12 protein-coding genes and 1 pseudogene are annotated in these 13,633 nt (G+C 39.7%); 9 read left to right on the forward strand and 4 right to left on the reverse strand.

Annotation, left to right across the window (positions count from 1 at the left end):
- Positions 1–128: 128 nt before the first annotated feature.
- Positions 129–758 (reverse strand): DUF2238 domain-containing protein, encoded by a 630-nt coding sequence (locus tag BDD39_RS05785; protein ID WP_166908956.1) that lies wholly within the window; start codon positions 756–758, stop codon positions 129–131.
- Positions 759–1,222: 464 nt separating this feature from the next.
- Here BDD39_RS05785 and BDD39_RS05790 point away from each other — a divergent pair, with 464 nt between their 5' ends.
- Together BDD39_RS05790 and BDD39_RS05795 are read left to right on the forward strand one after the other, a co-directional pair.
- Positions 1,223–1,306, forward strand: a complete 84-nt coding sequence (locus tag BDD39_RS05790; RefSeq protein WP_166912284.1) for a YjcZ family sporulation protein — start codon at positions 1,223–1,225, stop codon at positions 1,304–1,306.
- 477 nt (positions 1,307–1,783) lie between these two features.
- Positions 1,784–3,061: an IS110 family RNA-guided transposase gene (locus BDD39_RS05795; protein WP_166908958.1), complete on the forward strand. Its 1,278-nt coding sequence runs from the start codon at positions 1,784–1,786 to the stop codon at positions 3,059–3,061.
- Between the two features lie 930 nt (positions 3,062–3,991).
- Here the strand turns inward: BDD39_RS05795 and BDD39_RS05800 are convergent.
- The gene (locus BDD39_RS05800; RefSeq protein WP_166908960.1) at positions 3,992–4,615 is read right to left on the reverse strand and encodes a LysE family translocator; all 624 of its coding nucleotides are present in this window, start codon (positions 4,613–4,615) and stop codon (positions 3,992–3,994) included.
- Between the two features lie 369 nt (positions 4,616–4,984).
- Here BDD39_RS05800 and BDD39_RS05805 point away from each other — a divergent pair, with 369 nt between their 5' ends.
- Positions 4,985–5,692, forward strand: coding sequence for an SAM-dependent methyltransferase (locus BDD39_RS05805; protein ID WP_166908962.1), 708 nt, complete (start codon positions 4,985–4,987; stop codon positions 5,690–5,692).
- A gap of 231 nt (positions 5,693–5,923) precedes the next feature.
- Complete coding sequence (locus BDD39_RS05810) at positions 5,924–6,187, forward strand: SunI/YnzG family protein (protein ID WP_166908964.1); 264 nt, start codon at positions 5,924–5,926, stop codon at positions 6,185–6,187.
- A gap of 290 nt (positions 6,188–6,477) precedes the next feature.
- Here BDD39_RS05810 and BDD39_RS05815 read toward each other — a convergent pair whose 3' ends face one another.
- Together BDD39_RS05815 and BDD39_RS05820 are read right to left on the reverse strand one after the other, a co-directional pair.
- Positions 6,478–7,089 (reverse strand): hypothetical protein, encoded by a 612-nt coding sequence (locus tag BDD39_RS05815; RefSeq protein WP_243846066.1) that lies wholly within the window; start codon positions 7,087–7,089, stop codon positions 6,478–6,480.
- A 176-nt stretch (positions 7,090–7,265) separates the two neighbouring features.
- Positions 7,266–8,924, reverse strand: a complete 1,659-nt coding sequence (locus tag BDD39_RS05820) for an IS1634 family transposase (RefSeq protein WP_015863777.1) — start codon at positions 8,922–8,924, stop codon at positions 7,266–7,268.
- Between the two features lie 770 nt (positions 8,925–9,694).
- On the opposite strand from BDD39_RS05820, the gene BDD39_RS05825 reads away from it, so the two are divergent.
- The 5 genes and pseudogenes from BDD39_RS05825 (at position 9,695) to BDD39_RS05845 (ending at position 13,574) form a co-directional block, all read left to right on the forward strand.
- Entirely contained in the window at positions 9,695–10,063 is a 369-nt protein-coding gene (locus BDD39_RS05825) for a VOC family protein (RefSeq protein ID WP_166908966.1), read from the forward strand.
- 776 nt (positions 10,064–10,839) lie between these two features.
- Positions 10,840–11,292, forward strand: a pseudogene (locus tag BDD39_RS05830) (N-acetyltransferase family protein).
- A gap of 181 nt (positions 11,293–11,473) precedes the next feature.
- Positions 11,474–12,013, forward strand: coding sequence for a GNAT family N-acetyltransferase (locus BDD39_RS05835; protein WP_166908968.1), 540 nt, complete (start codon positions 11,474–11,476; stop codon positions 12,011–12,013).
- 144 nt (positions 12,014–12,157) lie between these two features.
- Entirely contained in the window at positions 12,158–12,757 is a 600-nt protein-coding gene (locus BDD39_RS05840) for a GNAT family N-acetyltransferase (RefSeq protein ID WP_166908970.1), read from the forward strand.
- A 91-nt stretch (positions 12,758–12,848) separates the two neighbouring features.
- On the forward strand, positions 12,849–13,574 hold the full coding sequence (locus BDD39_RS05845) for an MOSC domain-containing protein (protein WP_166908972.1): 726 nt from the start codon (positions 12,849–12,851) through the stop codon (positions 13,572–13,574).
- Positions 13,575–13,633 lie beyond the last annotated feature (59 nt).

A 13,633-nucleotide genomic window follows, 5' to 3' on the forward strand; every position in this document is an offset into this window, starting at 1 on the left:
AGACGCGGCTGTCGTAATCGCAGCCGCTACACCGCACCACCCAAAGAGAAAAAACGGCGCCTTTCGCTTTGCTCACGGGAGCGCCTATTAGTTTGTTTTGGGAAGGTTGTTTGTTTTTTAGTTTCATTTTATTCTTTTGTTACTTCTTTTTTTAACAGCCTATTATGTAATTTAGAAAAGATGAGCAATGCAACAATTGAACCGATAAAGCTACATAACATATCCCATTGTGTATCCCAAATATCACCTTGGATTCCTAAAAAGTTTTTAGCTGCTTCTCCTCCATTGGATATTTTAGAAACTAGCCATTCAATAATTTCGTACAAAGCTGCGATGGCCAGCGACATACTTAGGACAATGGTAACTAACCAAGGCCCTTTCGTTAATGGAGTTTTTCGTAATAAAATTTCTCTCAGCACAATTGCAAATAAACCTTTAAGCAAATGACCAAATCGGTCGTAATGATTTCGCTTTAAGTCATAAGCGTCCTTGATCCAATTAAAAAGCGGAACTTTGGAATAAATGTAATGGCCACCGATGAACATACTAATGGATAAAAGAGCAATAATAGCATAAGAGAGGGTGGTGAAGCGAAATTTATTGTATGCCGCGATGACGATGATCAAGCCGACAACGGCGGGACTAACCTCCAACAGCCACGACAGGTAACTTGCTGGTTTGATTGCTGACCAAATAAAAACGGCAGTAACCATCAATAGTAAAAATAGATGAATTTTTCTATTTCCACCGTTTCTCACGTTATTCACTCCTTTAGGGAAGTACTTTACTTACAGTATTTCACAAACAACCATTTTCATACCGTGCGTCTATCTTCCTTGTTACGCGAAGAACGAACGACTTTAGCTTGTACAAATTGATTTAGTTAAACAGGCAAAAATATAAGTGGAATACAATTTGAACGACAAATATAAAGGTGGATATTAAAAAGGATATTTCTTCTCTGAAAAAACGTTAAATTTGCCTTAATTATTTTGATGATTGTAATGAAGTTCGGAAGCGAACTACGGGGGTATTAGAAAAAGTCTTAAAGCATATAGAACGGGGAAACGAACCTGAGCTCTTCTAGAATGCAATGAGTTGGGTAAAAGTGGAATTTTCTTATCAGTTGAGGAATTTGTCCAAACTAATTCTTTTTAAAAACATACCTTATAAGCAAGTAGTGCAATTAGTCATCCCCAATACTCCATAGGAGGTGTTATAGATGAGCGCATTTGCTTTAATTGTTGTCCTATTCATCTTGCTTATCATTGTAGGATGTTCTTGTATGGGTCTTGGCGGTTATTAATTATCCGCAAGATGACATCAATCACCCTCTTAAATCCCTCACTTAATGGGAACAGGTGGTTTCGTGTATTGAAAAGGACAGATTGTTATGATCTGTCCTTTTTCAGAATATCCACTTGGACAAACATTGATGGGGAGTAGACCTATCGCCTAGCAAGTGAAAGATCTCTATTCTCCCGATCATGGCTGTCCAAGTATTGATTCAACCTGAATAAAAAAGTTATGGAAAAGAATGTAAAATATATCTAGAATTCAGTGTGTAAAAATATTTACTTTCATTGCATGAATAATGGAGCATACAATTTTTAAAAAATAAAAATGGGTTACACATAAGCAAACGAATTAGGGTGTTTATAAAATGGAGCATTCCTGTTAGAAGTTTTTTCGGGGACTTGAATAAAAAAAGCCCTCTTGGTATGATTCGGGGGTGTCAATCGCACGAATTGACCCCTAATTTGGATACCAAGGAGGACTATACATGAATTCTATCTCAAACAAGAAGATTAATCAAGTCATCGATCAAACGCTGGTGGTTGGGATGGATATTGCAAAGAAAAAACATTATGCCTGCTTTGTGGATGAGCGAGGGAGGGTGTTAAAAAAGCCGTTTCCCGTTCTGCAATCGAGAGAAGGATTGGAATGGTTGTACCAGTGCATCGTGGAAGCCATGAAGGAATTTGGAAAAACCGAGGTGATCGTTGGCATCGAGCCAACGGGACATTATTGGCTGAATCTCGCCTATTTTCTTGATGAGAAAGGCATCCCTCTCGTCATGACAAACCCGATGCACGTGAAGCGATCCAAAGAGCTGGACGATAACCTTCCAACCAAGCATGATGCGAAAGACGCGCTCGTCATTGCCCGGTTAGTGAAAGACGGCCGATTCAGCTATCCGCGTATTCTGAAAGGGATGGAGGCGGATCTGCGCGTGGGAGCGACATTTCGCTCCAAATTGGTGGAAGAACAGGGAGCGATTCGAAATCAAATGATTCGCTGGCTTGATCGATATTTTCCGGAGTTTTCCCAAGTCTTCCCGTCATTTGGGAAAATGGCGCTCGCGGTGCTGGAATATACGCCATTTCCGGGTGATCTGGCAGGAAAAGAACTAGAAGAGGTGCTGGCCCTTTACCGGCAAAGTGAGGGATTACAATCGCCACAAAAGCCGAAAGCGAAGAAGTTGATGGAATTGGCCCAACACTCCATTGGCGTAACGGAAGGACAACAGATGGCCCGTATCGAAATTGCCACGCTTGTCCGCCGGTACCGCCAGCTGGAAAAAGAGATCGAGGCATTGACAGAACAGCTGATTGAACTAGTTCAAACCTCCGTCGAATACGAATGGCTGAAGACCGTTTCGGGCTTAGGCGATGCGACCATCGTAGAACTGTTATCAGAGATCGGGAGTTTCTCCCATTATCAGGATCCGCGGCAGCTTATCAAATTAGCGGGCCTGACGCTGCGGGAACATTCCTCCGGCCAACACAAAGGGCAAAAACGGATCTCCAAGCGTGGAAGAAGGCGGTTGCGCGCCCTTCTGTTCCGGGTGATGATGCCGATGATCCGTCACAACGAAGCGTTTCGGCAGCTGCACGACTATTACACGACACGTCCTGATAATCCGTTGCGGAAGAAGCAATCCATTGTAGTGTTATGCGGAAAATTACTGAAGGTACTGCATGCGGTGTGTACGAAACGACAGGCGTTTGACGTGAAGCGAATGATGCAGGACATCTTTGGCCTCGAAACAGCTGCTTGATGCCTATAGTCTCGATTCTCTAGACAACAAGGATGACACGGAGAAGCTGGCGCGATATCATCCATTCGACCTTGAGTCCCTAAAGGAGCTTAGCCGGCCTCTGCCTGATGACTAGACCGAACGAAGGAATGTAGGCACAAGGATGCCAAGAGACATGGGAGGGTTCGTCATCATCAGCGATGCAGAGATCCACGGTGCATCCCATACGCTTCCCCCACTACAACCAAATTTAACCAGTAGTGGCCGCGAAGCGTACCCAGTCAATGTAAGATATACACATATTTAAGAAATAATGTTAGAAACTTTGTCGAAAAATATTTTTTTGACACCCCTGAAACGGCTACAACCGTTGATATATCAACATTTATAGAGGGAAGATATTATACATACGGATTTGAGGACAGCTATATCATTTATTTTGCTCATGTTTCTAACGTTCTTCGTTGGAAAACAAATCAATTCCCATAAAAATGGATGGCGAAGTAATCAAAAAAAAAATTTAACGCAAAAATATAGTATGAATTGGATTAAGCAAGAATTTAAAAAGCGAAACTTAAATATTGATGAAATTCAATATGCTGTTATCGGGACAAACGGACAATTGTATGTGGATCTATATAGTGATAAATTACATTCTCCGACAAAGAAAAAATAATTCTTAGCGGCTCATTTCTTATATGCTTTGAGCCAACAAAGATTTTTGCTTTTACCGGCATGTACCTCCATTAAAATAAAAAAGCATTTTTTGCCAAATCAAGTTTTCAATCCCTAGGTAATGCGTCCGGCACAGCGCAGACCATTATATCAGCAAAATCCCGTTTCTTCATAGTAGTCTTGTCATACGTGGCGGGTAACGATGTTTGTGTGGTTCTTGCACTGAAAAAGGGAAGCCAGAGGGCTTTCCCTCTTTAAGATAACACTCTAACGATTTTACTTTTCACTAAACGCAATCTGTATACCAATCAGCCCTAATAACAAACCTTTTACAATGTTCATTCGCTTTGCGATGAACGAATTAGTAAGCAGGACATGGCGCAGTTTCTCTGAAAACACGCTGACAGCGACAAAAATCACTAAAGCTTGAACCAGAAAAATAATTCCCAAAATAAACATTTGTAACGTAATGTGACCCAGCAATTTATTCACAAATTGAGGCAGCAATGCTAAAAAGAACAAGGATACTTTTGGGTTAAGCAGATTCATGAGAATTCCTTTTTTATACAATGATGGATACTTTAAAGGCTTGTTATGGTTAATCGTAAAGCCTGTTTCCTTTTCCTTAAATGATTGCCATGCTAAATACAGCAAATAAGCCGCACCGGTATATTTTACGACGGTAAAAGCCAAAGCGGATTGATAAATGATTGTGGAAATTCCAAGCGTTGCAGCTGTGATATGTACAATAAGACCTGAACAAAGTCCCAGTGCCGTGGCGATTCCAGCTTTTTTGTCCTGTGAAATACTTTGAGTAATCACAAACAGAATATCTGGCCCGGGCATTAACGTCAGCAATATCGCCGCTCCTAAAAAGGACATGGTTAATGTGAAATCCATTTACAACACCTCTCTTTAATTTGAATGGATACCGTTCTTTGTTTCCTTTCCCTTCGTTTGTCCTCCTGATTTATTTCGTGGGAAACCGCTTCGTTCCTTCTTAACGGGTGATAAAAAATGGTGTTTATCGGAAATAAACATCGCTATCAAGCATGTAGGAGCGAGTCTGCATTGTTAACGTGTGAGGGGCATAAAGGTTCTGTTAAGGAATGATGGTTGATTTTCTTGTTAATCTATGGTGAAGGTCGTTTGGTATAACGCAAGATTAATGTTTTTAATCAAAGAGCCATTTTATGTATGCTAAATTGTATATATTTGGTATATTATTTATAGAGTATAGTTCAGATTAGTTAAGAAAGGTGAGTGGAGATGAGTAAAGTTGAGTCGGTTAACAAGTGGGATCTAAATCACATTGTCTTTATTGGTAGGACTTGGGATGAATACATGCGGATGTTTGGCCTTACCAAAGAAGAATTAGTGGGGCGTAAGATTCTTGATTGCCCTGCTGGGGCATGTTCCTTTACGGCAGTATCCAATCAACTTGGAATGGATGTTACAGCATGTGATATTGCTTATTATCTTCCTATTGAACAATTAGAGCAAAAAGGTTTACAAGATATTGAAACCACCATGTCTAACATGGAAAGGGCTGATATTCAAAAAAATTTTTTGTGGGATTATTTTAAATCGGTTGATGAGTTGAAACAGATAAGAACACAAGCATTGAATCAATGTGTCTCAGACATGAAACGAAATAAGAATCGCTATATTCCTGCAGTTTTACCGACCTTACCGTTTGATGATAAGCAGTTTGACTTGACACTTTCAGCAAATTTTTTATTTCTTTATGAAGATAAACTGGACTATGAGTTTCATTTACAAACTATGAAAGAACTTTTGCGTGTAACCAAAGATGAAGTAAGGATTTTTCCTACAACTAACTTTGCTTGTGAGAGATATAAATACTTGGATGAACTAATCCGTGATATACAAAATTTAGGATGGATTACAGAAGAGATTAAAGTTCCTTATGAATTTCAAAAGAACACCAATGCTATGTTAAAAATTATGAGGTAACCAAAATGGAGTTTCCCAAAAGAGATGCTGATACTTCTCGTTGTTGGTGGATATATGGTGATACGAGATATTGTACAAAATTTTGCCTTAAAGTTATATTTCATTTCTTCATGAAAGAATAGAAACTTTGACTCTTTGGATTATGTAGTAGAAACATATAATTGTTTTGAGGCAAGAGCTTATTTCGAATAAGTAGCATTTATCTTTATAGCAGAAGTTGGAGGAAATGTTATGTTAGGGATAAAAGTAGAAAAATTAAATGATAATTTAGTTATTAGTTGGTTGTTATCGAAAATAGAAATACCCATTTCTGAGATTGTAGAAGTATCACTTGACGATACTTATGGCGGAGAAGAGAAAACAGCTATCAGAATTGGCACTCCATATGGTACTTCCGATAGGGTCGTCATTAAAACTAATTCTAATACCTATATTTTATTCACGACCGATGTAATCTCTGTTAAAAATAAAATTTGTTCGTTTATGAGCGATTAACTCAAACAGAAACGAATATTGGTACAACTGAGAACTGCTTATAGAAACATATATTACTTAATCTTTCTTGATTTTTCAGAAAAGGTAAAGGGACAATTTGAAAAATTAGGAAGTGTTTCCGATATTCAGAATATCTCGATGATATTTCTGACATCACAAAAATACGCGAAATTAGTGGTGCTAAGGATAGTTCTAAAAGGATTTCCACTAAAATGTTTTTAAAAAAACATCCCTCGACGAACCCCTCCTAATGCTTTGCATTATAGAAGGGGTTCGTCGAGGGGATTGGTTCAAATTCCTAACTCCTGTATCAAACGCTGAAATGTATAAAACGCCGGTTTCGGAGTATAATCATCCCGCATGATGCCAAATTGATGAAAGAGATCATCTTTGGAACTGTCTGCATCCCTGAGGCCAAAAAGCTCATAATGTGTGATATTGAGTTCTTGACGTAGTTCATAAATTGTCCGTATGATTGTCTCTAGTACTTCAGATTGATGTTCGTAAGATCTGTCTTGGCCTGTAAAAGGGTTTTTGCCGGTAGGCCATCCGTTTTCTGTAATGCGTATAGGGATGGAATCGGGTATGCCGGCTGTCTTGAGATTCACTTCACGAAAACGGCGCAACAGGTGCTCGACGGAAGCCGGAATTTTTTTCAAAGAGAGCGGCGGTTCAAATACATCTACATAAAAATTATGTGCGACATAATCCAATGAATCCACGAATACCTTTCCTCCAAGTTCGGCAAGGTTTTCCCAGAAATGCGAAACCGTCTTCGGGCCGATATCCGGCACAGATCCAAATCCGATATCCACTTGAACATTCGCTGCTTGCGTTTCTTCTTTTGCTGCAATAACACCCTGCACCAACATTTGCAGGACGTTAGGGTTCGATCCGTCCATAAAGGTCAAGTTAGGTTCGTTCGTAATTTGCAGCGAATCAATGTAGGACTCACATTTCGCACCCTAACAAGGTCAAAACAAAGGATTTTTTATTTAGTTTTTCAGAATAACTTTTTGACCAACACAACGAGCGATGGCAATCCTTTTTTTACCATCGCTGGTCGTTCCGTATCACGTTACACGTAGATGCTCTCATCCATGCCCAATCCCTGCAGAATCCTTCGCTGATCAGGGGTAAGGGAGCGATCCAGTGAGCGTTGGATGCGCCCATCCGGCAGCTTGAACAGGACGACGTTCACATATTGAAACAGCTGAAAAATCGCCTGTCCCGTCGGCCGGGTCAGCTTGCGGCCTCCAGGACCCTTCAACGGGTGTTCTGGAGTAATAAACTGACGCACTCGGCGCTGAAAAACGCGGTAAATAGCCAAGGCCAACAGAAACAAATAGCCTAATACTGCGACCCGTTCTGGTTTTTTGACGTAAATCTCATCCGTGAAAAACGGATCTTTCAAAAAAGCGAAGTTCATTTCCACCGAGATCTGCCCTTTATACAGCTTCAAGATCTCTTGGGCATCCATGGGTTGGCCCTTCCATTCCTTCGGAACGGTCGTGACAAGGACAAACCGGGACGCTTTCCGTCTCGCCTGTTCCCACGCGTCTTGGTCGAATTCGACGTCAAGGTGCAAGAAATACAGCGTCTCCACCTCGGGTTCCGCCCCTTTTTTCGGCCGTCCGCGCCGTTTTTTCAGGCGTACGATCTCTTCGACCGCGGCCTCAACCCGATGAAACCGGGGGCGAAGGGACGCCTTGAGGGACGCCAAGGCTTGTTCGGCATCTTCCCGGCAGGAGAAGGGGTGACGCTCCCAACGGGCTTGTTCCTCGCGAAGAAGCTCCGCTTCTTTGGTTCGTTCTTTTTCAAGCGTCTTTCCTTTTCGCTGGTCGAGCGCGCTCGATTCAACAACGATCAGCCGAACGGGGTGGCCTTCATACGTCGAGGCCGTTTCCCATACCCGGTACGTGGCGCCGTTTCTCTCCGCCAACGTAAAGGGATCGCTCCACGTCGTGTCCTCAGCATCCGCTTCGGCCAGCGCGGTTTTCACGATCCGGAGCGACGAAGGGCCTCTGGTGATCAAAAAGGCGTTGGCCGCTTTGGTTTGCGCCAGGGTCTCTTTCGTCATCGCGGCGGAATCGGCCACGTAAATCCATTCGTCTTCGATTTTGGCCTGCTTCAGCTGTTCATGGACACGAGACAGCACCTCGGGATTCCATGTTTTATCGGGCAGGTTGCCATCGTGCACATCGCCGTAAAACGGGATGCCGTCCTCGTTGCCGACCAGTCCGAAACCGATCTGTTTTTGCCAACGATGATGGCGGTTGTAGCCATGTGTGATTTGTAAGGCCTCTAACGAGGCCGATTCATACGCGCCGTAAACGGTCTTGTCCGTCGTATCGGCGTGGAAGGCTCGGAGGGAAAGGCCTTCTTTTCGATAAATATGAATCAAGCAAGTGCTGATGACGTTGTGAATGCCAGCCTCATACAGGCGATCGAGATGACGGGCCAACGCATCGTCGTTCAACCAGGAAGGATGGAGATCGGGACGGATGAGTTTCTCACAATCGACCTCCTGAGCCCAATGTTCCAAGTGAACAAGGGCTTGCCGGCCGTCAAACACATTGTAGAGGATGGCCTGAACGGCATCGCTGACTCGCGTTTGGCACTGCGGATCGACGGGCACGAGATGGTCAATCAATTGAGGCAGACCCAGTTTCTTGAATAGGGCACTTATTATATTCAAATAAGAATTGCGATAGACCTTTTTGACTTGAACGTTCATAAGTGAAAAACTCCTTTACGTTCCTTGTGTGTCAAGGATTCATTCGACATCGGAACGAAAAAATCCTCCCGATTTTCGTCGAGAGGGTGCGAAATGTGAGGTAGGAACCATACTGTCTAATTATTTTCCTAATAAGCCCGATCCAGTGATCCATCTCTATGTTCGGAGCCAAAGAACCTACTACCAAGTCTCCCATTAATCCCAAACGCACATATTTCTCCACGATCGATAAGAGCTTCTCCTCCGAATCAGCAGGTCCCGTATAAACGAGATAAATTCTTGGTAACAACGATTTAGATTCTCCTCGAAGGCGTTTTAATGCCAGTTGGATTTGCTCATAGTTGTCCTGAGGTCCGACAGCTAAACCGGTGGGAGTACCGGCCACACTAAGCGGATATATCCCAAACTTCAAACCGGATGAATACATAAAAAAACCCTCCTTTTTCTTCGTACTGTGTTGTGATAAATTGAGTAATAAATATATATTTATTATATACAAGTAAATAATAAAAATATATTTACTATTTTTCTTTTTGTGACCTATTTTTCAAGTAAAAAGTAAATATATATTTACGTTATAACTAACTAATAATAAATTATTATTTACTTCATTGTCAACGGGATTTTGAAATACAGAGGCATTTTAGTATTGTCTCCAAAAATCGAACAAATCGCAGCGAATATGATTCAACTTCTTCCTTAAAAAATTGACATAAGAACATTAGTTCTATACTATGTGTAATAAAGGTAATATAATAGGAGGTTTTAAAATGGGTAAAGTTTTACGATTTGAGTTTCAAGTACCAAATCCTGAACAAGCAATTGAGTTTTATTCTAAAACTTTTGGTTGGAAATTTGAAAAAATGCCGGGACAACAAGACTATTGGTTTATTATTACGGGAGATAGTGATAAACCAGGTATTGACGGTGGTTTAATGAAATCACCAGATGGTGCAACTAGAACTATAAATTCAATTGAAGTAAACTCTATTGATAGCTATCTTACTCAAGTTGTTGAAAATGGTGGACAAGTCGTTGTTCCTAAAACTGCTATTCCAAACATGGGTTACTTTGCTTATTGTATAGATAATCAAGGACTTCTTTTTGGTGTATCTGAAGTTAATCCAAACGCTAAATAAATTCGAAGAAAATTATTTTTTTGCATTAGTCAAAAAATAAGCGGGGATATTTGCCCAAGATTAAACTTTTCTCGGATACTTGCTTGATCATTTCGACTCAAACTGTTGAAACATCTCCAGCGCAATTTTTTATTCGGAGATCGATAAATACTATACGAAAAAGGTTACTCGTTTGGTTTAGAGTATGATGTTTTGTCTGAGAAGAGCGTTGAGATAGTAATAAAATTATCAAGCAAAGAAGTTAATGAAGAAACTAAAAAAAACGATAAAACAAATCGCTAATGGTATTATTGAAGAAAATAAATTTGATCCCAAATTTTTTACGATTAAAGTATCGAGATTTTAAGAAGTCTTTGGCGAAGATGTAAATTAGGTGTTGGGTAGTCGTTATTAGGTTTTGCTTAGCTAATGGGTGCGGTGCTTGAATAAGGCATCGTTTTTTTATTCAATTCCTATGGAGGAGCGGAATTTTTACCTTAATCTGTAGTGCTGCGAAGTGATGCATGGGTGGATAGCGGGCAATTTATTTCGATGATACAATTTTCGGAATATTAATAAAAAATATAGATTGAATAATATATAAAAAATGTTGTTGGTCATAATTAAAGACTTAGATTTTTTTTGATAAACGATTTCATTGAGGTTGCTGCGGCAACTTTTTTCTTAAACCAAACGAGGCAGGAGTGTTTTAAAGAAATGAAATTTTAGTGCCCAGAAAGTTGGAATAGTTGGTAAAATTCCTTTATACATAAAGATACAATGGAGAGGGAAAAGAGATGGGGGATTTAGCGATAAGAACAGCTAATCAAGAAGATATTCCGCAACTTTTAAATTTAATGTATCAATACGTTGTGGATTTTTATAAAAGACCTAAACCAACGGAAGAGTCACTTAAAGTATTGATAAAGCTTCTACTGAATAACCCCGCCAGTGGGAATACAATTTGTTGCAGAACAAGATGGAAAATTATTAGGTTTTACAACCCTGTATTTCTCCTTTAGCACTCTTCAGGTGAAAAGAATGACTATTTTAAATGACTTGTTGTGATACCAGAAGCAAGAGGGCAAAAACTGGGAGAGAAACTGTTTCAAACATGCTTGTCTTATATAAGAGAGAATGATTTTGCCTATATGACATGGGAAACTGCAAAGGATAATTTAGTTGCTCAATCTCTTTACAACAAAATGAGTGGTCAATTGTCTGAATGGTTAGTTTATGAAATCAGTTAGTGTATCCAGTAGTTTTTTATTAAGCTATTCTTTTTCATTTGATGGTGTCGTATAGATGCGGGATGATTGTCTCTCATGGAAGAACGTGTTACCTCTCATCATCTGTGGCGAGGCCTTCTTCATTGCTGGCTAAGGGGACAGAAAAGATTGAAGGAGCACAAAAAAGGAAGGGTATGGGGAAATGGTTGTTCTTGAAACACAAAGGTTGATATTAAGGCAGTATGAAGATGAAGATATTACTTCTCTACATCATATTTTTTCTGACCCAGAAACAATGAAGTTTTATCCAGCCCCTTTTAGCATTCAGCAAACCCAAGACTGGATTAAACGAAATCAAGATAGATATCGGAATGATGGTTATGGATTATGGGCTGTTTGTTTAAAGGAAACAAACAAATTTATCGGTGACTGTGGTCTTGTTAAACAAAAAATAAATGACAGTATAGAAGTGGAGATTGGATACCACATTAGTAAAAAATATTGGTCCGAGGGGTTCGCAACAGAAGCAGCCAAAGCGTGCAAGGAATATGCGTTTGATAAATTGGGTTTAAATAAGCTGATCAGTATTATTGATCCAAGAAATATTCCATCCATTCGTGTGGCAGAGAAGATTGGTTTTACTAAGGAAAAGGAAGTATTTATTTTCGGTAAGAACCATTATATATACTCGGGGGTTAAAGAAAGTAACGAAGGGTTATTGAACGAATGGTGCGATAGTTAAATAAAAAATATGTACAAAAAGCTGCCTTATCATCACAAGGTGGCTTTTTCATCGGTCGAAAACCAACCATTAACGATATAGAGCCTTTTTAGAAAAGGAATAATAGCATGGATTGTTGAATTCTGTAAGATAGGGGGTGGATATATGTTACAAAATTTGTCGCTGACAGGAAAAAGAATATCTCTGCGGACACCAACGCAGGATGATTTGCCAATTCTGTATAACCTGATATATGGTGTGGAGAATCCAGAATGGAAAAAGTACGATGCTCCTTATTATCCGCTTGAATTTTGCACCTTTGAAAAGTTTTCTAAGAGAATGAAAGAAAAAATGAATGTTACGGATGTACCAAGTCAAATGATTATAGAATATCGAGGTCAAATTATAGGTATGGTTAGCTATTATTGGGAGGATCAACGTACACGATGGCTTGAAATGGGAATTGTCATCTATTCTCCTGAGCATTGGAATGGTGGGCTTGGAACCGAAGCATTATCTTTATGGATTGACTATCTCTTTGAAAATCTAACCATCGAGAGAGTGGGGCTTACAACTTGGTCTGGAAATCCACGAATGATAAGATGTGCGGAAAAATTAGGAATGCGATTAGAAGGAAGAATGAGAAAATGCCGCTACTATAATGGTGAATACTATGATTCCATCCGAATGGGTATTCTTCGAGAGGAATGGGATGAGTTTAAAAAGGATAATCCCTTATTCAACTTCCATGAAAGAACGAGTTAACTTTTATCATATGTGGTGTCACGAAGTTATGAATGAGTAGATTTTTTGGATACTTTTGGTAAGTAAAAATTAATTTTAAGGAGAGAATGAAATGTTAATCGGCCATATCAAGGAAATTGTCCGTTACCCTGTGAAATCTTTCCATGGAGAGCGTGTACAAAAAACTAAAGTAATGGAATATGGTTTGTATGGCGACCGTAGTCATGCTTTTTTAGATGAAACAAGATCAGGGAAGTTTTTAACAATAACACAATTCCCAGAAATGGTTCGATATAAAGCAAGATTTGTTGGGGAGGAATTAGTGGAAGAATACCCCAGAGTCGAAATAACGACACCTGAAGGTAAGGTTGTTGATTGGGGAGATGAAGACATGATTAGAGAAATAGAAAACAAATCGAAACGGAAAGTTTCTCTTGTAAAATATACTCCATCTTATGTGCCTTTAGGGGCAATTGAAGAAGAACACGTTCAATTGGTAACGGATGCTTCTTTGCTTAAATTAAAAGAAATATGGGGAAAAGAGGTCAATTATCAACGTTTTCGCCCTAATTTACTTATATCATTAAAAGAGAAAGTCCCATTTATTGAAGAAACGTGGTTTGGCAGAAGGATTAAAATAGGACGAGAAGTGGAGATTCAATTAAAAAGACATTGCGAACGGTGCATGATTATTACTGTTAGTCCTGATAATGCAGAACAAGATTCGTCTTTGCTTAAAACTCTTGTACAACAAAGAAATAATCATTTTGGTGTTTATGCTTCTGTTATAAAAACAGGTGAAATTCATGTAGGCGATGAAGTCTTTCTTCTTGAATGATACTTTGCCAAATCATCATCAAACCAAATGTCAACTCTACTAAGATTCCATGGAAGGAC

Origin of the sequence: Saccharococcus thermophilus (assembly GCF_011761475.1) — a bacterium.
GTDB classification, from domain to species: Bacteria; Bacillota; Bacilli; order Bacillales; family Anoxybacillaceae; genus Saccharococcus; species Saccharococcus thermophilus.